The 20,870-nt window shown below is 48.4% G+C and carries 14 protein-coding genes; 5 read left to right on the top strand and 9 right to left on the bottom strand.

From position 1 onward, the window contains the following. Nucleotide 1: 1 nt before the first annotated feature. Nucleotides 2–808: an alpha/beta fold hydrolase gene (locus H6S82_RS00560; RefSeq protein WP_191055934.1), complete on the bottom strand. Its 807-nt coding sequence runs from the start codon at nucleotides 806–808 to the stop codon at nucleotides 2–4. A 3-nt stretch (nucleotides 809–811) separates the two neighbouring features. Continuing rightward, a complete protein-coding gene (larA, locus tag H6S82_RS00555; protein WP_191055933.1) occupies nucleotides 812–2,104 on the bottom strand; it encodes a nickel-dependent lactate racemase in 1,293 nt (430 codons plus the stop codon). Between the two features lie 522 nt (nucleotides 2,105–2,626). On the opposite strand from larA, the gene H6S82_RS00550 reads away from it, so the two are divergent. From H6S82_RS00550 to H6S82_RS00540, 3 genes are all read left to right on the top strand, one after another. Further along, nucleotides 2,627–3,250, top strand: a complete 624-nt coding sequence (locus H6S82_RS00550) for a glycosyltransferase (protein WP_191055932.1) — start codon at nucleotides 2,627–2,629, stop codon at nucleotides 3,248–3,250. Between the two features lie 289 nt (nucleotides 3,251–3,539). Continuing rightward, entirely contained in the window at nucleotides 3,540–4,316 is a 777-nt protein-coding gene (locus H6S82_RS00545; protein ID WP_347339445.1) for a ParA family protein, read from the top strand. Nucleotide 4,317: 1 nt separating this feature from the next. Continuing rightward, complete coding sequence (locus H6S82_RS00540; protein ID WP_191055930.1) at nucleotides 4,318–4,980, top strand: hypothetical protein; 663 nt, start codon at nucleotides 4,318–4,320, stop codon at nucleotides 4,978–4,980. A 60-nt stretch (nucleotides 4,981–5,040) separates the two neighbouring features. On the opposite strand, the gene H6S82_RS00535 is transcribed toward H6S82_RS00540, so the two are convergent. The 7 genes from H6S82_RS00535 to htpG form a co-directional block, all read right to left on the bottom strand. Beyond that, nucleotides 5,041–5,826, bottom strand: a complete 786-nt coding sequence (locus H6S82_RS00535) for a metallophosphoesterase (RefSeq protein WP_191055929.1) — start codon at nucleotides 5,824–5,826, stop codon at nucleotides 5,041–5,043. A 179-nt stretch (nucleotides 5,827–6,005) separates the two neighbouring features. Continuing rightward, on the bottom strand, nucleotides 6,006–7,202 hold the full coding sequence (locus H6S82_RS00530; protein WP_191055928.1) for a PLP-dependent aminotransferase family protein: 1,197 nt from the start codon (nucleotides 7,200–7,202) through the stop codon (nucleotides 6,006–6,008). Between the two features lie 32 nt (nucleotides 7,203–7,234). Continuing rightward, nucleotides 7,235–13,777: a non-ribosomal peptide synthetase gene (locus H6S82_RS00525; protein WP_191055927.1), complete on the bottom strand. Its 6,543-nt coding sequence runs from the start codon at nucleotides 13,775–13,777 to the stop codon at nucleotides 7,235–7,237. Between the two features lie 9 nt (nucleotides 13,778–13,786). Next, the gene (sbnA, locus tag H6S82_RS00520) at nucleotides 13,787–14,788 is read right to left on the bottom strand and encodes a 2,3-diaminopropionate biosynthesis protein SbnA (RefSeq protein ID WP_191055926.1); all 1,002 of its coding nucleotides are present in this window, start codon (nucleotides 14,786–14,788) and stop codon (nucleotides 13,787–13,789) included. Further along, nucleotides 14,785–16,020 (bottom strand): nucleotide disphospho-sugar-binding domain-containing protein, encoded by a 1,236-nt coding sequence (locus H6S82_RS00515; protein ID WP_191055925.1) that lies wholly within the window; start codon nucleotides 16,018–16,020, stop codon nucleotides 14,785–14,787. The genes sbnA and H6S82_RS00515 overlap by 4 nt, the downstream gene beginning before the upstream one ends. 92 nt (nucleotides 16,021–16,112) lie before the next feature. Beyond that, the gene (gene sbnB / locus H6S82_RS00510) at nucleotides 16,113–17,147 is read right to left on the bottom strand and encodes a 2,3-diaminopropionate biosynthesis protein SbnB (protein ID WP_191055924.1); all 1,035 of its coding nucleotides are present in this window, start codon (nucleotides 17,145–17,147) and stop codon (nucleotides 16,113–16,115) included. 42 nt (nucleotides 17,148–17,189) lie between these two features. Beyond that, nucleotides 17,190–19,133 carry a molecular chaperone HtpG gene (htpG, locus tag H6S82_RS00505; protein WP_191055923.1) on the bottom strand — a complete coding sequence of 648 codons (1,944 nt, stop codon included), beginning with the start codon at nucleotides 19,131–19,133 and terminating at the stop codon, nucleotides 17,190–17,192. A gap of 205 nt (nucleotides 19,134–19,338) precedes the next feature. Here htpG and H6S82_RS00500 point away from each other — a divergent pair, with 205 nt between their 5' ends. Both H6S82_RS00500 and H6S82_RS00495 read left to right on the top strand, forming a co-directional pair. Next, nucleotides 19,339–20,097 carry a thioesterase gene (locus H6S82_RS00500; protein ID WP_191055922.1) on the top strand — a complete coding sequence of 253 codons (759 nt, stop codon included), beginning with the start codon at nucleotides 19,339–19,341 and terminating at the stop codon, nucleotides 20,095–20,097. Beyond that, nucleotides 20,045–20,863 carry a 4'-phosphopantetheinyl transferase superfamily protein gene (locus H6S82_RS00495; protein WP_191055921.1) on the top strand — a complete coding sequence of 273 codons (819 nt, stop codon included), beginning with the start codon at nucleotides 20,045–20,047 and terminating at the stop codon, nucleotides 20,861–20,863. The genes H6S82_RS00500 and H6S82_RS00495 overlap by 53 nt, the downstream gene beginning before the upstream one ends. The last annotated feature ends 7 nt before the right edge of the window (nucleotides 20,864–20,870 follow it).

Here is a 20,870-nt window from a genome sequence, read left to right as displayed (position 1 = left end):
CTTATAAATTCGGTTTGCTGAAAAAAATTGCCGAGCTTTTTTTTAACCTCATATTTTTGACGGCGGCTTCCAGCTCCTCGGCGAAGCTGTTCAGAAACGCCTCGCGTGAGTTTCTGAAATAAAAATGATCGCCTTCGAATAACTTTAGCCCGGCGTAATTTTCGGTGACGCGTTCCCAAGCCGCAAGTTCTTTTTCATTTACCCCGGCATCCGTTTTTCCGCCGTAAACGCTGATCGGCACCTTGAGTTTGGCTTTTTCCCGGAAGACGTATTTTTCACACATTTCAAGATCAGCCCGGAGAGTCGGGAAAAACAAAGCCCGCAGTTCGACATCATTCAGAATTTCAGCGGGGATCCCGTCAAATTTTACTATTTCCCTGATAAATTCTTCCTCCGGCAAATGATGAATCGGCGGAAATTTTCGCGGTAAATGCGGCGACTGCCGTCCGGAAACAATCAATCTTTCCGGCGTTTGTTTTTGATTTTCCGCCAGATAATGCGTCCATTCGAATCCGATCAGTGCGCCCATGCTGTGTCCGAAAACGATAAAGGGCTTATGGAGCAGCGGGGCGGTTTCCGAATACAATTTTTTTATGAGATCACCCAGGTTCTTGACCGGAGTTTCCAAAAACCGGTTCTCCCGACCCGGCAGCTGGACAGCCACCATCTCGATATCTTCCGGGAGATGACGCAGCCAGGAATGAAACATCGAAGCCCCGCCACCCGCATAGTGAAAACAAAACAACCGGCAAATCGCTTCCGGTCGGGGAGCAAAAATCCTGAACCAATCGTTCTTCCGGCTTATCATAAATCAATTCCCGACCGTTGCTTTTTTCTGCAATTGCGGCAAAGTCGTCAGACCCCGCGGGATGATGTAGCCGTCGGTTTGCGCGCCGAATTTTTCAATCGCTTCCTCGATCGTTCTGCTTGGAATCATCCCCATCCTTTCAACCAGCTTCGGTTCGATCTCGGAAATCAAAAAAACCCTGAATTTCTCGGTCTTCCAGCGAATTCCCCAAACCGTCTGCCCGTAAACCTTGTAATTTTCCAACAGCTTTTTCGCCGTTCCATCTGACCCGCCGGGGACGAACCAATCCAGAAAATCCCGTCTTCCCAGACCGTCGACACATTCCGCCAGCACGATCATTGCGCCGTTCTCTTTCAATGTCCCTGCGGCATGTTCCATCGCTTTGTGAGATTGTGTCAAATTGGCGTCTCTCGGAAAGCCGCCCGCGCTGACGATTGTCATTCCTCGTTTGGCTTTGAAGTCGCAAATATTTTTTTCGTAATATTCCCGGCATCCTTCAAGATGTGAATTTTTCCAGTGTCCGCAATAGATTTTCGTTAATTCATTTCTTTGGTTTATTACCGTGTTAATCGCAAATGAAGGCTGCAAAAAACTAACCGCCTCGATCATGTCGGCATGAACCGGATTATTTTCGAGGTTGCCCGATTCAATTCCGACCGTTTTTTCCAACGTATTCCGGTCAAAAGCCAGCTTGTGGTTTTGCTGAATCGTACTTTCTCCGGCACAGCCGGGCAAAATAACTTTTCGCCCCCCCGAAAACCCCGCAATATAATGAAAACCTATTCCGCCTATTTGAATAACTTGATCTGCTTTCAACAATTCTGCATTGACCTTAACTCGCGTTCCCCGACTTGTTACACAAATTTCTGCCAGTCTCGATTCGTCAACGGCATCATGACACTGAACTTCGTAATTTTCCGAAATTTCTCTTCCGAGTACCCATTCAATCTCCCGGGGCGTCGGTTTTCTGTGAATGCCGCCGCCGATTAAAAACTTTACGTCGTTTTTTGCAATTCCGTTTTTTCCCAACAAATCCGCGACCAGCCGACAGATTCTAGTTGACCCAACTAATCTGGTTGCATCCGGCACCGCGATTAAAATCTTTTCCCCGGGTTTCACTATATTCGCCAGTTCCTCGGATTCTATCGGGTCAGCCATGGATTTTAATATTTCGGCGTCGCTCAATTTTCTCTCCCGGACTCTGACGGGTTCGAGAATCTCGAATTTATCCCTTTCAAACCCGAATTTGATCGTTCCTTTGCCGTACTTCAAATCCAATGATTCATTTATTTTCATAACCTCATTTTCGCCTTGAAACAGCGGCTTTAACTTTTTTGTAATGTCGTTAATACAGACAAGAATCACGCGATCGCGAGTTTTTTTGATTTCTGAAAGGAAACAGAATTTTTTGTTGATTTTGATTCCAAAAATTTACAAGGAAGAAAGAGAATCGAATGTTTTTGGTTATAGCTACCGCAGTCGGAAATATGATTTCACCAGGATGTTTTTTTAAAGTTTTCTTTAAAAATTATTACGATGGTTGAAACAATCTACCATGAGTAAAAAAGCAAAGTCAATACTTTATCTCTAAATTTACTTTATCTTTCGGGGCTCTTTTTTCGCTCCCGGCAACCTCAATCCTCACCGGTCAAACTTTCTTTTCAGGTATTTTAATTTTCACCAAATAACAATTTCCATTGAATTTTTTACTTGTAATCCATAATATTTTGTCGTATCTTTCGAGAATCGAAGTTTTCCGGCTGCCTTTTATTTCTTTTACGATTTCCATTCGGCTTCTTTAAAATTTGTTTTTAACCGATGAAAATTACAGCTTTGACCGTTAATTACAATACCCCGGATTTTCTCGAAAGACTGCTTTTCTCCTTTCGAAAATTTTATGATTTGCCGTTTATTGTCGTGGACGGCTCCGACGAATTTAATTACTCCCTTATTTCCGGATTTACAAATCGCTTTAAAGTTCAAATCCATCATTTTCCCTATAATATTCATCATGGTCCGGGCATGGCTTATGCATTTAAAACCATTAAATCCGATCAGATTCTTCTTCTGGACTCGGATCTTATCGTTCTAAAACCCGGCTTTGTCGAGGATTTGCACTCGAAAATCAAACCCGAAAGTTACGGAATCGGCGATGTTCAAAATGTCAATGAAGACGGGTTTAACGTTTCCCGCGGTATCAAATACCTGCATCCCGCCTGTGCCCTCATTAATCGCGAAGTCGCCCTTAAATTCCCTCTTCCAATTCTTCACGGCGCTCCGATGATCGAAACCATGATTGCCATTTGGCGGCAAAAAATGAATATTCTTCAGCATGAACCATGGGTCACCAACGATTTTAGAAACCCCGATAAAATATTTATTCAACATGATTGGCACGGCACAGTCGATCGAACCGGCGGCTATCAAGTACCTAAAAAGTAATCAACCAAATTATTTTCAACGTTTCTTACCCTATTTTTTTTCCAGTAACATAACTTATTAAATCAACTAAACACCCTGTTATCAATAAATATGCCTGTATAAAGAACAGGTGATATTCAGTAGATATTCAGAAGAAGTACAGCTATTACAAAACAAATGAACTAGTAAAGCATATACTAAAGTTATGTTGACTGTGAATATTAACACGACCGGATAAATACTTTGTTATAGACTACCTGTTTGACATAACGACACCAATGGTTTATAAATTTCTGCACATATATTTGTTATGATAAATAATTCGACAAAAAAGATAATGATCGGAGTATTCAAAGGCGGGGTCGGTAAAACAACAACCGCCATAAATCTAGGACACGCTTTGGCTTTGCGAAGGAAAAGAGTCTTGATTATGGATCTGGATCCGCAGGGAAATGCCACGCGCGGTTTGGGTTACGAGGTGAACGAACTGACTCCGACGGTTTATACGGTCATTAAAGGTATCAGCCGGGTGCAGGAAAGTATCGCACGGGTGCGAGAAAATCTTTTTCTGTTACCGTCCAACAGAACAACGGCTTTGCTGGAAACCGAGCTGGCAGGGGAATTCGGGCGGGAAAAGGCTTTGGCGCGGGCAATGAAAGGTTTGGAAGGATTTGATTATATCATGTTGGATTGCGGTCCGGGTTCGACCATAGTTAATGTCAACGCTCTGGTGTATTCGACGGATATTTTGATTCCCATCGAGATCGGTGTTGATTCGGTTGAGGGAGTGGACGATTTCATCAAGGCAAAGGAGGCAATTTGTCAGAAGCTGGAAATTGAAACGAGACTGATGGGGGCGGTCATGACAAAAGTGGATCGGCGTTTAACCCTTACCGAAACCATTTTGTCGCATTGCAAATCTTCTTTTGAGGGCAAATTTTTCGCTCAGATCAGAACGGATACCAATCTGGGTCACGCCCGCGGCTATCATCAGACGATCTTTGACTATGATAAAAACAGCCGGGCGGCGGTCGATTATCAGAAAATGGCAGACGAGGTAATTAAATGGTTTAGGAGGGAAAAGTAAGATGACGACAGCAAAAGGAAAAGCGAGAAAAGGAGGATTTACGTTAACTCCGATCATATTGTCCGAGCCGATCAAATCAACGGATGGCTTTACGAATTTGATTGAAGAAACCGCATCCGACGAGAAAAAAGTAGAATCGAACGAAAATCCGGAAGGGAAAGCCGCCGGTTTCAATAAAGTCAAAAAAGACAAAGCGCCAGAGCCGGTTGAAAAGGAAGAAATTTCGACCATTCAATCGAAAACAGCGGTTTCCGACAAATCGAATAAAAAATTACCTGAAATGACGGGTAAAGGTAAGGAAAACCCGCGGGTGACCGAACACGAATTGCTGAAATTGCTGGACGCCGAAAGCATCGAAGAAATTTACGAATTGTCGGACGTCCTTCGGGCAAGTTCTTTGAAACTTTACGCGACTTTGATCCGGTTGGCGGATTCGAAAGGACGCGCGCGCATCAAAAATCATGAATTGATGTCAAAGGCGGGCATTAAAGGGATCGCCACGCTTTACAAACAGGAACGTTGGCTGATGGACTTGAAACTGTTGGAAAAAAAAGCAAAACCGGGTCCGCATGACGGCAGCAGTTATGTTGTCCACAGGCTTGAAAGTTTGCCGCTGCCGGCGGAAATTTTTGAAAAATTCGACGAATATTTAGCAGGATTTTAGCAAAACCGCCGCCTCTCCCGACCGAACGGCAAACAATTTCGAATTCGGGGTTGTTTAATCTTATTCAAAGCGGGAAAACTCTTCGACGTTTGCAATATATTTGAAAGGATCGATCCTTTTCAGTCCTTTTTCGCGTGGATAGCCGAAGGCGTTTTGGACGTATCTGACACCGTCGATCATTAAATCGCAGTTAATGTGGGTATGCCCGAAAATATGTATTTTCGAGTCGAGAATTTGAATTTGCTGCTGGATTTGCGGGCAAACCGAAACGTATTCCAGACCTTTAAAGCGGATTCTGCTCATATCGGGAAGAAGTTCCCTGCGGGGTAAAAAATGAGAAAATGAAATGACCTTGCCGCCCTTAAGACGGCTGATCGACTCTAAATTCATTCCGGACATAAAATCCGATACGCAGCCCCGAATATCCTTCCAGTCGCAAAAATACAAATCCGTCCAAAGCATGAGTGTTTCATCTTTTTCGATCGCCTCGGGTAATTTTTCCGTCTGATACCAGGATAAAAGCGGAACGAGCCAAACGTCCGCGAACCGGACTGGTTTTGTATGAATCCCGCTGTTTTCGCAAAAACCCAGGATTTCTTTTAACTTCAGAAGCGAGGTTTTCGATTCGCGCTTCGACCAAAGTTCGTGGTTTCCCGGAACGTAACAAACCTCGCGAAATATGGATTTTAAAAACTCGAGGGTTTTGACAATAACCTCCATCCGATCGGCGATGTCGCCCGGAACGATCAGAATATCCTCGTTGAAGAGCGTTTGTGAACTCTGCTGCAATTCCAGCCAGTTTGCCTGGAAATCGGTATGCAGATCGGAAATGGCGAATATACGCATAAAATGAAAGCATATCCGAGTAAACAACTCAAATATGCTTAAAAAATAGTTTCGGTTTTGCGCGCGCGACTTATTAAAAGTTAAATAAAACCGAAATATTTAGAACATATTTTTTATCAGATCGGGACATCGGGCAAATCGAAATAGCCGGCTTAGGTTGAGCGTATATTTCACCGTTTTTATCGAAAACCGATTTCTTCGATTGCCGATGCGATTTTCCCGACGCCGTCAAAAATCGTTTCCGTTCGAGCGTGGGTGAAATTGAGCCGAACGCAGTTCGAGCCGGCGCGGCTTTCGCTGACGTTAAAGAGATGACCCGGAATGAACGCCACTTTTTGATAAGCCAGCGCATGTTCGAGAAGTTTTTCAGTATCGACCCATTCGGGAAATTCCAGCCAGGTAAATAGTCCGTTTGCGGGATTTTGCCAGCGGGCAAAGCTTTGAAATTTTTCGATCAGGGCTTCGCTCAGAGAATTGCGCCGGCGGGCGTACTCGGTTTTCAAATTCAAGAGATGCGAGGTAAAATCCTGAGTTTCGAAAAATTCGTTGATCAGAAACTGGTTTAAAGTTGCGGTATTGATGTCGGCAGCTTCCTTTAAGCTGCCTAACTGGCGCATCAATTCCTCCGGCACGATTACCCATCCCGTGCGGAGTGTCGGAGCGAGAATTTTCGAAAAGGTTCCGACATACAACACGAACTCGGAATCGAGAGCGAGCAGGGGCGGAAGCGGCATTTCGTCGTAATTTAAAAAACCGTACGGATCATCCTCGATGATCGGGAATTTATAGGCTCGCGCCAGACGAATCAGTGACTGCCTTTTAACCAGATCGAGATTCAGGGAGAGCGGATTGTGACCGTCGGCGACGGTATAGAAAAAGGTCGGTCGAACTCCGCTTGCCAGCAGATCGGACAGCGCCTCAAGATCGAAACCGGTATTCGGCAGGGAAGGGATCACGAAAATACGGGGATCGAAGGGCTTTAAAATCTGCTGAAATCCGGTATAGGTTTTTTCTTCCAGTATAACGTCGCCCCGGACGTTCAACAGCAGATGAACCAGCAGATTTGCTCCCTGCTGCGCGCCGCTCGTCAGAAAAACGTTATCCTCGGAGGTTTCCACTCCGCGCGTTTTCATCAGTCTGACGATGTGCGATTTGAGCGACCGCAGGGGCGGTTGATACTGAAGCGAAACCGCGTTTTTTTGTAAAACCCGATCGAGGCACACGGCAAATTCCTTCGCCGGTAAAAGCTCCGGTGCGGGCAGACCGAGAGCGAAGGAAATCATCTGCGGGTCGGACAAGCCGCGCAGCATCCGCTCCATTACCGAAGGGTGATTGCGGGTCGTCCAGCCGGCAAGTTGGAAATTTGAAGGCGGCATCTGAGTATTAACGCCCGTTTTCGGCGATTTGTTCAGCCTCTGACGGTTTTTTTCTGCTTCCGGCGGTTGAGCGCCAGCCTTTGAAGCTTTGAGCGCTCGTTAACGTCGTTATTTTCAATTTGCCGATTTTGATTTTCCTCAAGAAAATCGGCAAATGCGCCGATGCTCGGATAACGGAACAAGTCGATTACCGAGATCGGACGGGCGAGAGCTTTCGATAATTTTTCCCGGAGTTGAAGCAAAAGCAGCGAATGACCGCCGACGGAAAAAAAGTTATGGTGGATGCCGATTTCCTCGACTTTCAGAATTTCCTTCCAAATTTCCGCGATTTTTCTTTCCGATGCAGTTCGCGGAGCCGCAAAAAGTATCGTCGATTCCAGGCTGCCGGACTTCATTTTCCGAAGCTCGACGCGATCCACTTTGCCGTTGGAGGTAAGCGGGATTTTATCAACCGTATAGATAAAAGCGGGAATCATGAAAGTCGGCAGTTTGGACTGCAAATATTCGCGCAAAGCTTCGTCGGTCGGCGCGAAGCCGCCTGCCGGAACAATGTATGCGGCGATGGTCTGCTCGCCGCGTGTTTCGCTGACCGCCATAACCACGGCTTCCTGAACCGCTTCGTTTTCGAGCAAGACCGATTCTATCTCGCCCAGCTCGACGCGGTAGCCGCGAATTTTTACCTGATCGTCGATGCGCCCCATAAACTCTATATCGCCGGAACGCCGGAATCTTGTTAAATCGCCGGTTCGATAAAATCTTTCGTTCCCGCGAAGGATGAATTTTTCGGCATCCAGCGCTTCGCGGTTATGATAACCGCGGGCGATGCTGCGACCTCCCAGGAACAGCTCCCCGGGGACGCCCGTCGGAACCGGATTTAGGTTCCGGTCGAGGATCAACAGGCTGTTGTTGCCGATGGGTTTTCCGATCAGATGCGCGGAAAGTTTTTCGTCCTGTCCGAGCCGGTAATACGAACAAATGATTGTGCCTTCGGTCGGACCGTATAAAATATTTATGTCCGAGTGCGGAAAACATTTCTGCATCTCGGCAAGCAGGTCGCCCGGAACCTTGTCGCCGCCGATAAAAAGCTGTTTGAGCGGTTTGATTTCCGGACGGCTGCCTTCTCGGTCCCGGCGGTTGACGAATTCGACGATCTGACGCATCAGACTCGGAACGGCATGCAGATGAGTGAATTCGGCGAGCCTTTCGACGATAGCGGAAATTTCCAGAATCTCGGTTTTTCCGAAAACCACCGAAGTTCCCCCGTTTAATAGCGGCAGAAGAACTTCGAAAAGGGAAATATCGAATGAAAACGATGCCAGACAGGGCATTGCGTCGGCGGCTTCGAATCGAAATCTGGATTGACTGTAAAGCATCGTCGCGGCAAGATTTCCGTGATCGATGACGACGGCTTTCGGTTGTCCCGATGTGCCGGACGTATAGATCAAATAGGCGATGTCGGAAAAGCCGCTCCTGCCGGTCGGGTTCGAATCGGGAAAAGCCGGCAAATCATCTTCGATTTCCCGAAGCCCGAACAATTCTGCCGATTCCGGATCGAGATCGACTTCAAGCGCCGAATCGGTCAGCACCGACGAGAGATTCGCGTCGGCGATCATAAAATCCAAACGCTCGGGAGGGTAATCCGGATCCAGCGGAACATAAACTCCGCCCGCTTTGAAAACCGCGAGCATCGCCGCCACCGAATCGGCGCTGCGTTTCATGTACAGACCGATTTTCGGGTTTGCCGTAAATGTGCGGCTCAACAGAAAATGCGCCAACCGGTTGGCTTTCCGGTTTAATTCGGAATAAGTCATTTTCCGATCTTCAAACACCAGCGCCGTCCGGGCGGGGAATTTTTCGGCTTGTCTCTCGAAGGTCTCGACCACGGTTTCCGAAAGGTTCAGGTTCAGGGCGGACATTCCCATTCCCAGAACTTCGGCTTTTTCGGATTCCGTCAGCATTGACACCGCCGCTATCGTTTGCGTCCTTTGGCTGGAGATTTCGGATAGAATGTTTTCGTAATGACGGAGAATTTGTTCGATGGTTTCGCCGTCGAACAGGTCGGGATTATATTCCAGAACACCGAAAAGTCTGGCACCCGACTCGTTCATAAACAGCGTGATGTCGTATTTTGAAGAGCCGTTTTCGAAATTGACGGGTTCGAGTTCCAGTTCGGGAACCGTAAAATCCTGGGGCGGCGTATTTTGCAGCCCGAAAACGATTTGAAAAAGCGGAGAATAGCTTAAATCCCGTTCGGGATTGATTTCTTCGACCAGTTTTTCGAACGGAATGTCCTGATGCGCGTAAGCATCGAAACAAACCCGGCGGACGTCGGCGATCAATTCGCCGAGCGTGGTTTCGGACGTTAAGCCGACTCGCAAAACGAGCGTGTTGACGAAAAATCCGATCAGATTTTCCGTCTCTTTTTTGTTTCGACCGGCGATTGGCGTTCCGATCAGGATGTCCTGCTGGTCGGAATATTTGTGTAACAGCAGGTAAAATCCGGCGAGCAGAACCATAAAAAGAGTCGCCCCCTCGCTGCCCGCCGCCGCTTTCAGTGAGTTGACGACCTCCGTTTTGATTTCGATTTGCTGTCTTTTCCCGCCGAAAGTCTGTATCGAGGGTCGCGGTCGGTCGGTCGGCATTTCGATCAGCGCCGGCGCATCCGCCAGCGCGGCGCGCCAGTAATTCATTTGGGATGAAAATTCCGCGCTTTGCATCCAGTCCTGCTGCCAGAAAGCATAATCGGCGTATTGAACCGGCAGCTCGGGCAATTCCGGGTGCTGTTCCTTCGCCAGCGCTTCGTAAACGGCGGCAATCTCATAAATAAAAATTCCCATTGACCAGCCGTCCGAAACGATGTGGTGCATATTGAGCGTGATGAGATGCTCGGCGGGGGCGGTTTTCAGCAGGCGGAATCTGAAAAGCGGCGCGGTTCGAAGATCGAAACAATGCCGTGACTCCTCGGCGATCAGCTCTTTGACTTTTTTCTCGCTTTCCGTGACTGTAAAGGCTTCCTCGTTTTCGACCGCCAATTCGATTTCCAGCTCGGGCAATATTTTTTGAAAGGCGCGGCTCTCGATGGTATCAAACACCGTCCGCAAAGAAGATTGCCGGCGGATAATGAAATTAACGGCTTTATTTAAAGTCTCGACATTGAACGCGCCTTTCAGACGGATCGCCGTCAGAATATTGTAAAGCGAGCTTTGCGGTTCGAGATTTTCGATAAACCACAACCGCTGTTGGGAAAATGAGAGCGGTGTTCGATCAACCCGGCTGCGCTTTTCTATCTCGTGCGCTGCGGAGTTGCGCGGTGAATTGACGGCAAGATGTTCGTCGATTTTAGAAGCCAGTCCGCGCAGATCGGGAACGCTGAAAACGTCGCGCAGCGGAATGTCCAGACTCCATATTTTTCGAATCCTCGAAGTCACCTGCGTTGCCAGCAGCGAATGTCCGCCGAGATCGAAAAAATTGTCTTTTTCAGAAATATGCGGGATTTTGAGGACTTCCATCCAAACCGCGCGGAGAATCTCTTCGGTCGGAGTCAATTGAGCGAGCCTCGCCTCCTTTGCTTCCTTTCGATCGGTCTCCGCCGCCGGCAATGCTTTTCTGTCCAATTTGCCCGTCGCCGTGCGCGGGATTTGCCCGACCGGAACGTAAAAAGCCGGAACCATGTAATAGGGAAGCCGTTTCTGAAGGAAGGTTTTTAGTTCCCCGGCAAGCCGTATGCGGTCGGCGGGGAAGTCGTTACCCGGAACGATATAGGCAACAAGATTCGACCCGTTATTTTGATCCGCAACGGCGAGCACGACCGCTTCCAGCACCGCTTCGTGCTGAAGCAATATGTTTTCGATCTCGCCCGGCTCGATCCGAAATCCGCGAATTTTTAGCTGATTGTCCTTTCTCCCGACGCATTCTATCAAACCGTTCGGTAAAACCCGCGCCACGTCGCCCGTGCGGAACATTCGCGCTCCTTGAATTTCCGAAAAAGGATCGGGCACGAAAACGCCGGCGGTTAACGCCGGTTCGTTCAAATACCCGCGAGCAACGCACTCGCCGCCGATGAATAATTCGCCGAAACAGCCGATCGGCATCAACTCAAAATTTTCTCCCAGAACATAAGCTCCGGTATTTCGGATCGGTCGTCCGATCGGAATGTGAAGCGCGTCCTTTTCCGGCGGGGAATTGATGAAATAATGCGTAATGTTATCGCTCGCTTCGGTCGGACCATAGGCGTTGACAAGCCTGATCTGCGGAAAAACGGCGAACCAGCAGCGAACCGATTCGGGCGTCAGGGCTTCGCCGCCGGTCACCAGCAGCCGCAGCGCCGCCGGATCAGGGTCACCGGCTTCCGGGATTTCGCCCAGAACCATTTTCAGGAACGAAGGCACGAGATCGGTAATCGAAACCTTCTTTTTTTCGATGTACGGAAAGAATTGATGCGGATTCTGAAGAACGTCGTCCGGAATGATTTCGACCCGTCCTCCGACGGTCAACGGGGTGAGAAACTGCCAGACCGACATATCGAAAAACTGCGGCGCGGTTTCAGCGACGACATCTTCGGCGTGCAGTTCGAAGTCCGCGATTTTTGCCCGGATATTATTCGACATCCCGCGATGTTCGAGCATCACGCCCTTCGGTTTGCCCGTCGAACCGGAGGTGAAAATAATATACGCCAGATTTTGCGGGTCGAACTCGATACCCGGATTTTGGTTTGAAGTTTGACCGCGACCGTCTATTTTATCGAGCCGGAGAATCCGACCCGCACCGGAATCGTCTTCGTTCACGAGATCGGCGGCGGTTTTTTCGAGTTCGGCGGTCGTTAAAACGACTCGCGGGCGGCTTTGAGCGATGATGTTTTTGAGTCTTTCGACCGGTGCCGACGGATCGAGCGGCAGATACGCGCCGCCGGTTTTCAGCACGCCAAGGATCGAAGTCAGAAAATCCAGGTTGCGGTCGGTCAAAATCGCCCCGACGGAACCCGGAACAAATCCTTTCTCAATCAGAAAATTGGCGATTCTGTTGGAATTTTCGTTCAGTTCCCGGTAATTCAGAGATTTATCGAGACAGGCAGCGGCGATCCGTTCGGGATTTTGGGCAGCCTGACTTTCAAACATACGGTGAACGAACCAGGCGTTTTCGGTTTTGCAGCTTTCGCCGTTCCAGTCAACCAGCAGCTGCCGCTTTTCGTTCTCCCGGAGAATGTCGATTTGATGTATCGGGATGTCCGGATTTTCAATAACCGCCGCCAGCAGCTGCTCATAATGACGAATGAACCGGACGACGGTTTCGCGCTCGAAAAGCCCTGCATCATACTCGATGGAACCGACCAGCCCGTTTGCGCTTTCGTTGAGGTTAACCGCCAAATCGAATCCCTGCGTGCTTTTCGTTTCATAATCGAGCATATTGAACTGCAAGCCCGAAAAACCGGCGGAATGCCCCGAAAAAGTTTGAAAGGAAAACAGCACCTGAAAGATCGGCGCATAACTCAGGCTTCTTTCGGGTTGGATTTCCTCCACGATCTTTTCAAACGGAATATTTTGATGATCCTGCGCGTTGAGAACGGTTTCGCGAACCTTTTCGAGCAATTCCGAAAAAGTCGCACGCGGACTGAAACGCGTTCTCATAACCAGCGTATTGAGGAAAAGTCCGATCAGATTTTCCGTTCCGGGAACGTTTCTGCCCGCGACGGGGCAGCCGATCGGAATATCCGTCAAATTGGTATAGCGCGTCAGAAGAGCCTTGAAACCGGCGAGCAGAATCATAAAAAGACTGGCGCGGCGTCGGCGGGCGAGTTCTTTAAGTTCATCGATGGTACGAGACGAAAGACTTATATTTTCATGATCTCCGATAAATTCCTGATGCGCCGGTCGCGGTTTGTCCGTCGGAAATTGAAAAAGCGGCGGCAGACCGATTAGTTGTGATTTCCAGTAGCGGAGATGTTCCTCCGTTTTCCCGGCGTTTTTATCGTCCTGCTGCCAGCGCGCGTAGTCGCCGTATTGAAGCTGTAAGCCGGGCAGCACCGGCTCGGTATCCCGGAGCAGGGAATTATAAACGGTGCTGACCTCGTTAATCAGCAGGGCGGAGGAATAGCCGTCGAAAATAATGTGGTGCAGCGTCAACAGGATCACGTGTTCATCCGAATTTTTGACGATGATCTTTCCGGCAAGCAGGGGAGTTTTTTCCAGATCGAACGGCACGACCGCCTGTTGATAGATGATCTTGTTTATTTCCTCATCGCGCTCTTGCTCGTGCTCGCGGCTTAAGTCAACCTTTTCAAAGACGAAATTCAGTTCCGGCACGATCAGTTGCAGCGGCTCGTCCTCGATGACCGGAAAACAGGTTCGCAGAATTTCGTGCCGCTTTATTACATGGTTGAGGCTTTTTTCGAAAATCTCGATTTCCAGTTTTCCCTTAATCAGCACCGGGAGAAGAATGTTGTTTAAGGCGTTCCGGTTTTCAAACTTTTCAAAAAACCAAAACCTCCGCTGACTGAACGAAAGCGGAGGCAGTTTCCGGGTCAGTAAAGCCTTTTTGGGCTTCGGCAGATTCAAGATTCGGGTTACGAAATCGTCCATTTTTACGAGCTAAATTTGCGGTAACGAGGAGAAATTCTCCAGTACCCAATCGTCGGAATAGATCGTGTCGAGATAGCGTTCGCCGCGATCCGGAAAAACCATTGCGCAATTGGACCCCGGCTCGATCCGTTCCGCATATTTGGTCAACGCGCGGTAAACGCCGCCCGACGAGCCGCCGACGAGCAGGCTTTCGTACTTGATGAGGCGGCGGCAGCCGACCACGCAGTCCCAATCCGAAACATGTACGACGTCGTCGATCAGCTCGCGATTCAAAAGCCCCGGCACCAGCGCCGAGCCGTGCCCGGGAATAATTCTTTTCGTCGGCTCGTGTCCGAAAATAACGCTCCCGACGGCGTCCACGCCGATGATTCGCGTGTTCGGGGCGTATTTTCGTGCGTATTCCGAACAGCCCCGAATCGTTCCGCAGGAACTCGTCGAACAGAACAGGTAATCGAGTCTGCCGTCGAGCGCGTCGAGAATTTCGCTGAAAGTAGAATAATGTGCATGGGCATTCGCCAGGTTCGCGTACTGGTTCGTCCAGAAACTATTCGGAATGGTTTCCAGCAATTGGTTGACTTTCTTAATGCGTGCCGCGAGAAACTCGCCGGTTTCGGCGTCAGGCTCGGTAATAACGAAGACTTCGGCACCGAGGACTTTGAGAATCTCGATGTTCTTGCTGGTCGTTTTTTTGTCCACCACGCAAATGAACTTCATTCCCAGATAACCGCAAGCCTGTGCCAAGCCGATTCCCATATTTCCGGAACTTGATTCGATGATTGTGGTGTTCAAATCGATTTTCTTTGAATTGAGAGCCTCGCGCAGCACGTTCAAAGCCGGGCGGTCTTTGATGCTCCCGCCCGGATTGAAGCTTTCCAGTTTGGCGTAGGCGTTGAAGTTAAATTCGGGGTTTATTCGTTTCAAATTGACTAGGGGAGTGTTGCCGATGGTTTCTAAAATTCCTTCGGAAACGCTTGGCGCGGTTCTTTCTCGAATGGTCTGGCTGTTTATCATAACGTTCCTATTGTTGATTTCATCCTCAGCGTCTGTTTGGCGCGAAGCACCGACTCGACGACTTCTCTGATGTTGAATTCGGAAACCGTGCGGTCAATTTCGCTTTTCAGGCGGCTCAGTTGATTTTTTTGTCTTTTGATAAATTCGGCGTCATTCAGACCCGAATCGATTAGTTTTTTGATCTTTACCAGAAATTCAGGCTCCTCGACGGGATCGGGAAGAAAGCTCGCAGCGCCTTTTTCCGCCAAACGGTAGGCAACCTCTTCGCGGTCGAAACAGCGCGTTCCGATGATAATAGTCGGAACATTATGGATGATCGGGTAATGATACGTACCGCTGCCGCAATGATGGATCATCAAATCGACTCGCTCGCAGACAAAATGCATCGGCAAATATCTCGAAAAGAAGTAAAGCGGTTGGTATTTTTTCTCCACGTCGACGAGCGGCACGCTCGATACGACGGCGACGCCCTCACTTAGCAGGTATTTGATTAACTCGTCGATTGCGGGCGGAGCGTCGCCGACTGCAATCGTGCCGTAGGTCAGATAGACGGTCTTCCGGTTTCCGTTCGTTTCGAAGAATTGCCGGAGACTCGAAAAATCCCTCAGGTTTTCGATGTTCGGGTTTTCTTTCGAAACCGACGTAAAGCTCAGTTGTTGATTACCGGCTTCGGCGATGAAATCGTCAATGATAAGCGGTCCGGCAAAGAAATAACCCGGATCGCCGGCAATCTGCGGCGGCAAAACTTCCAGGCTCCTGATTCCGGGGACGATTTTGCCTTCGGCGGCGAAAAGGTCTGTGAACTTTCTGGGCTGCGGGATGCCGAGAAACGAGACTTTCGGTATTTTGCTGATGTCGAACGGATCCATACTGTGCTGGTGTTTCGGATTGACGCGGGTTTCGAATGGAAAAATCCCGGTGCGCTGGATCGTGATTCGCGGTAATTGCGAAACCTGCGCGGCAAACTGCGTCGTCATGCTCATGTCATCTATGACCACGTCCGGTTTGTATTTGCCGTAAGCCTGAATCTCGGTCCTGAATCCCATCTTTTCTGACGGCTGATGGTCTATGTCGAGCACATTGAGATTGAATTTTTTCAGAAATTCGTGCCGGAATCGAGGAACCAGAAAGGCTGTTTCGATGTTTTGCCTCCGGCATTGATAATGCAGTGCGATAAGCGGGTTAAGATGCGCCAATCCGCCCCGGTAAAGAAACGTAAACAAGACTTTCATAGTATTTCTCCTGGTTCATGGAAATTTATGTTTAAGAACGGGAGAAGGGTTGAAAGGGGTTCGACCCGAAGCGCGCGGTTCGAATGCGGCGGTTAATTTCTGTCGAGCCAGTAATCGGGCAGAAACGAGGGAATGACGGTGCCTTTGCTTTTGTTTGAAACCAGTTTGTAAATTAAATCGCTGACGGCAATATCGAGAATTCCGAGACCGAACGGGCTGGAAATAATCACTTCCTCCTCATTTTCGCGACCTTCGATCTCGCCAAGCAGAATTTGGGGCAGCGTCCCGCGAATGAAATTATGTTGTCCATTTTGCTGCCGGGCGAGGTGAATCGAAGTTTGCGCCCGCGAAACGTGATCGATGTCGTCCACGATGTTGACCGAACTAAAAATCACCTGCGGCGTGAAATCCCGAAGCGAAGTGTGTAAAATGGTCGAGCCTTTTTTCAGCAGCGAAGGGTCCGAGATGTGTGGTTTGACGGCTGTCGTAGCGAGACAGACCAGCGAAAAATCCCGGAAAGCCGACGGCACATCGTCGAGGATGACGACTTCGAGACCATCAAAAGATTTTTCGCATTTCCGCTTATAAATCAGCGCATTTTCCGGTTGAATGTCATATACGAAAACCTGCCGGATCGCGCCGAAAACATGCCGCAGAAATCTTAAGGTTTCGAAATTGATAAGTCCGCAGCCGATCTGGCTGAGCTTTTCGATTTGCTGGTCGGTAACGACCTGTGCGGCTGTTAAGGCGGCGCTGGCGGCGGTTCTTTTCGCACTGATTACCGAACCTTCGAACAGGGCTATCGGAATGCCGGTTTCCACGGAGTTCAGGATTATCGACGCTGATGCGCGGTCAAGCCCCTTTTCGTGGTTTCCCGGATAAGAAGCGATCCATTTCATGCCGGATTTTTGAAAGCTGCCGCCGAGATAAGCCGGCAGTCCGATAATTCTGTTTTTTTCGCTGTCGGGGAATCTCAGAAAAATCGAATGCGGTAAAAAATCCTCGTTGCGCCCGTGGCATTTATAGGCTTCGGCGACCGCTTCGATGATTTCGCCCTCTCTGCCCAATAGTATTTCGTTAATTTCGTTTCCGGTCAGAACGACCAGATCGCCTTCATTAATCTTCATATTTTCGATTTCCGGTTTACTTTTTTGAAAAAAATTTCCGAACTAGACGGCGGCGCTCAGCACGGAATTCATCGCCGTATTGAATGAAACGGTGTCGGGAATTTCCGAACCTTCGGCGAGAAAGGCGTAGCCGAGCAGCAGCTCCGCGAAATCGCCAAGCAGGGGGTCTTGCCGGTTGGCTTCGAATCGCTGCCGGAAGCGATCGATAAATTCGTTTCCGGGATTGAGCTCCAGGATTCGTTTCTGTTTGCTTCCGCCGCCCTTGCCTCTCAGAAGTATTTTTTCCATAAATGGACTTTCGCCGATTTCCGAACCGACAACCAGACAGGCTGGCGATTTGGTCAGACGATTGCTGAATCTGACTTGTTTGACGTATTCGGACAGGCGGGTTTCGAGGAACTGAAAAAATTCCGCTGAGTTTTCTTCTTTTGCCTTAATTTCGTCGTTCTTTTCCCCCGCTTCCCCGGCTTCCTTCAATTTGATTTCGCCTTTTCCGACGGATTTAATTCGTTTGTTTTCGAATTCGTGAAGATTATGGACGAGCAGTTCGTCCACCGGGTCGGTAAGATAGAGAATTTCGTAGCCTTTTTCCTCGAAGATTTCGAGATGCGGGGAATTTTTTACGATTTTGATGGATTCGCCTGTCAGGTAATAAATTTCGTCCTGATCCTCCTTCATGCGGCTGACGTATTCATGAAGCGTCGTGAAATTTTCTTCGGCTTTCGAAGATTTGAACAATAGCAGAGAAAGAATTTTTTCGCGGTTTTCCCAATCGCTGCCGACGCTTTCCTTGAAGGCTCTGCCGAATTGATTCCAGAAAATCTCGTACTTTGAAAACTCTTCGTTTTTTAGCCGGAGCAGTTCGTCGAGAACTTTCTTCGTCGCCCATTTTTTGATTTGCGTCAGATGGCGATCCTGCTGGAGCATCTGACGCGAGATATTGAGGGGAAAATCCGTTGAATCGATGACGCCTTTTATAAATCTCAGATATCGCGGCAACAGATCGTTACAATTTTCCATAATCAGGACGCCTTTCGAATAAAGCTTCAAATCGGACTTGGATGCTTGGTAGAACAGATCAGGCGGAGCCTCGCCCGGAATAAACAAAAGTGCCTGGTATTCGAAAACGCCTTCGGCTTTGAAATGAAGAGAAGAAACGGGGCTGCTTATGTCGTGGAAGTGGTGTTTGTAGAAAGCCTCGTACTCGTCGGCGGATACTTCTTTCGGGTTTCGAAACCACAGCGGTTTCATCGAGTTCAGGACGGTTCTTTCCGGAGATTTTTCATAAACTTCGTTTTTTTCCGGAGCATTTGTTTCGGGTTTGTCGGGCTGGTGTTCGAGCACTATCGGGTAAGAGACAAAATCCGAATATTTCTTGACGATTCCGGATAAAGTCCAGCGGTTCGTATAATCCTCGATGCCTTCGTCGGCTTGAGCCGGTTTGAGATAAAGCCTGATCGTCGTTCCGCATGATTCTTTGGTCGTTTCTTCGATCGTAAAGCTTCCTTTGCCTTCTGAAATCCAGCGAAAGGCTTTTTTTCGATCCGCCCGGCGCGTGATTAACTCGACCTTTTCGGCGACCATAAAGGCTGAGTAAAAACCGACGCCGAATTGTCCGATAAGCCGGTAAATCTGTTCCTGATTGCGGAGTTGTGCGATTTTCTCGCGCAGCGTCGAGGTTCCCGATCTGGCGATCGTTCCGATATTTTTTATCAGCTCGTCGCGGCTCATGCCGATTCCGTTGTCGCTGATTACCAGAATATGATTCTCCATATCGGTCTGGATGAGGATTTCGAGTTTCTCGGGATCGAAACTTATTTCCTTATTGGTTAGCGATTCGAACCTGAGGCGGTCGATGGCGTCCGAGGCATTCGAGATCAACTCGCGCAGGAAGATGTCCTTGTTGGTGTACAAGGAATTGATCATGATGTTTAAGAGCTGGGCGGTTTCCGCTTGGAATTCGAAACTTTTTGCTGTGGCTGACATATATTTTTCTGAAAGACTTGTAAACGTTTTTATTTATCTATAAGATTTGGATTTTTGGATTTCCGACGGTTCGGGTATCGGTAATTACTCCGATTTGCGAATTCGATTTGATTCTTCAGGCTTTATCATGTAAACAAAATATACTCAGAGGTTTAGAGCCGAGTCGTCAGTTTTTTTCGGCAAAAATTAAAATCGGGATAAAATTGTGAACAGAACTGAAAAAGAGAGGTGGTTTCCGGAAGTGCGAAATGATGCGCAGGTCGAGCTGCGGCTTTTTTGTTTTCCTTTCGCCGGAGGAAATTCTTTTACATATAGAACTTGGCGTCATAATTTGCCGAATTGGATAAATGTTTGTCCGGTTTTTCTGCCGGGTCGGGCGAATCGGATTAACGAACCCGCCTTTACCGACCTTCACGAACTGACGGCGACAATATTTGAAAATATCCGGGATTACGTCGATCTTCCGTTTGCGGTGTTCGGCTACAGCATGGGAGCGATAATCGGTTTCGAGCTTTGCAGACTTTTGCAGGGGGCGGGATTTAATGCCGAACATCTGTTTGTTGCTGCTTCGCCGCCTCCGCCGCTGACCGGACGCGATCCCGTCATCTATGATCTTCCGGTGGAGAATTTTAAGGAAGAGCTTTTGAAGTTCAACGGAACTCCGAAAGAGATACTTGAAAATGAAGAGCTTTTCGATCTGATGCTGCCGCTTTTGCGAGCTGATTTCGAGCTTGTGGAAACATATGAATACCGCGCCGGCTCGAAGCTTAAGTGCCCGATATTTGCGTTTGGCGGAAGTTGGGACGACGAAGTTTCCGAGGAAGAATTGAAGCAATGGCAAAGTCAAACTGATTCTGAGTTCGACTGGGCGATTTTGGAAGGCAATCATTTTTTCATTAATTCCTGTGCTGATGAAATTTTGGCTCGGGTCAGTGATGCTATTTCAGCTCGACACAGAATTTGACTGGAAGATGAGTAATTTCCTAAGCGAAAATGACTTTACGGTTTCGAAGTGGTTGAAAGTTTACCCGAGTAAGCTAGATTCGGGCTGCCTCGACGTTTGGCGGGTTTATCTCCCCGCAATCGAGTTCGAAGATATAGAATCTTTACTTTCCATCGATGAAAGGAGCCGGGCAGCAAAATACAGGTTTGCGAAAGACCGTAATAGTTATGCCGTCAGTCGCGCCGCACTGCGTCTCATTTTGGGAAGGTATGTTCAGGAAAGCCCTCGGAATTTAAGTTTTTCATCTAATGCTTTCGGAAAACCCTCGCTCGTCGGGGATTTTGGAAATCCGATATTTTTTAATGTTTCGCATTCTGCCGAGTTTACGCTGATTGCAGTCGGCTCATGTCCCGAGATCGGGATTGACATTGAATATGTGAGGGAACTGGATTATTTGAGCCTCGCTGAAAGTGTCTTTTCTCACCGTGAGCAGTCGGTTCTGAAAGAACTTTCGGCAGACCGGCAAAAACATGCTTTTTATACTTTCTGGACGAGAAAAGAGGCTTTCATAAAAGCGATCGGCTACGGCTTATCCTTCCCCTTGAAGGAATTCGATGTTGCGCTTTTTCTGGGTAAGGAACGGCATATAACGATCCACTCGACCCAAAAGGCATTTGATACCGGTTGGGAGATTTTTGATATTCAAACCGAGGCTCAATATTGCGCTGCGTTGGTTGTTCCAAGCAAGGCATTTGAGAGGATCCGGGCTTTTGATTTTAAATTATGAAAATCTG

The organism is Planktothrix sp. FACHB-1355, from assembly GCF_014748295.1.
GTDB lineage: Bacteria > Cyanobacteriota > Cyanobacteriia > Cyanobacteriales > Aerosakkonemataceae > Aerosakkonema > Aerosakkonema funiforme_A.
The sequence above is the reverse complement of the archived record's forward strand: the minus strand, read 5'-3'. Positions and strand labels throughout refer to the sequence as shown.

Excerpts from the sequence above, each read along its gene's own strand:
- htpG (WP_191055923.1), bottom strand. The coding sequence starts at position 19,133 with ATGTCAGCCACAGCAAAAAGTTTCGAATTCCAAGCGGAAACCGCCCAG.
- H6S82_RS00540 (WP_191055930.1), top strand. The coding sequence starts at position 4,318 with ATGACGACAGCAAAAGGAAAAGCGAGAAAAGGAGGATTTACGTTAACT.
- H6S82_RS00560 (WP_191055934.1), bottom strand. The coding sequence starts at position 808 with ATGATAAGCCGGAAGAACGATTGGTTCAGGATTTTTGCTCCCCGACCG.
- H6S82_RS00535 (WP_191055929.1), bottom strand. The coding sequence starts at position 5,826 with ATGCGTATATTCGCCATTTCCGATCTGCATACCGATTTCCAGGCAAAC.
- H6S82_RS00495 (WP_191055921.1), top strand. The coding sequence starts at position 20,045 with ATGAAATTTTGGCTCGGGTCAGTGATGCTATTTCAGCTCGACACAGAA.
- H6S82_RS00530 (WP_191055928.1), bottom strand. The coding sequence starts at position 7,202 with ATGCCGCCTTCAAATTTCCAACTTGCCGGCTGGACGACCCGCAATCAC.
- H6S82_RS00525 (WP_191055927.1), bottom strand. The coding sequence starts at position 13,777 with ATGGACGATTTCGTAACCCGAATCTTGAATCTGCCGAAGCCCAAAAAG.
- H6S82_RS00550 (WP_191055932.1), top strand. The coding sequence starts at position 2,627 with ATGAAAATTACAGCTTTGACCGTTAATTACAATACCCCGGATTTTCTC.
- H6S82_RS00515 (WP_191055925.1), bottom strand. The coding sequence starts at position 16,020 with ATGAAAGTCTTGTTTACGTTTCTTTACCGGGGCGGATTGGCGCATCTT.
- sbnB (WP_191055924.1), bottom strand. The coding sequence starts at position 17,147 with ATGAAGATTAATGAAGGCGATCTGGTCGTTCTGACCGGAAACGAAATT.
- H6S82_RS00545 (WP_347339445.1), top strand. The coding sequence starts at position 3,540 with ATGATAAATAATTCGACAAAAAAGATAATGATCGGAGTATTCAAAGGC.
- sbnA (WP_191055926.1), bottom strand. The coding sequence starts at position 14,788 with ATGATAAACAGCCAGACCATTCGAGAAAGAACCGCGCCAAGCGTTTCC.
- larA (WP_191055933.1), bottom strand. The coding sequence starts at position 2,104 with ATGAAAATAAATGAATCATTGGATTTGAAGTACGGCAAAGGAACGATC.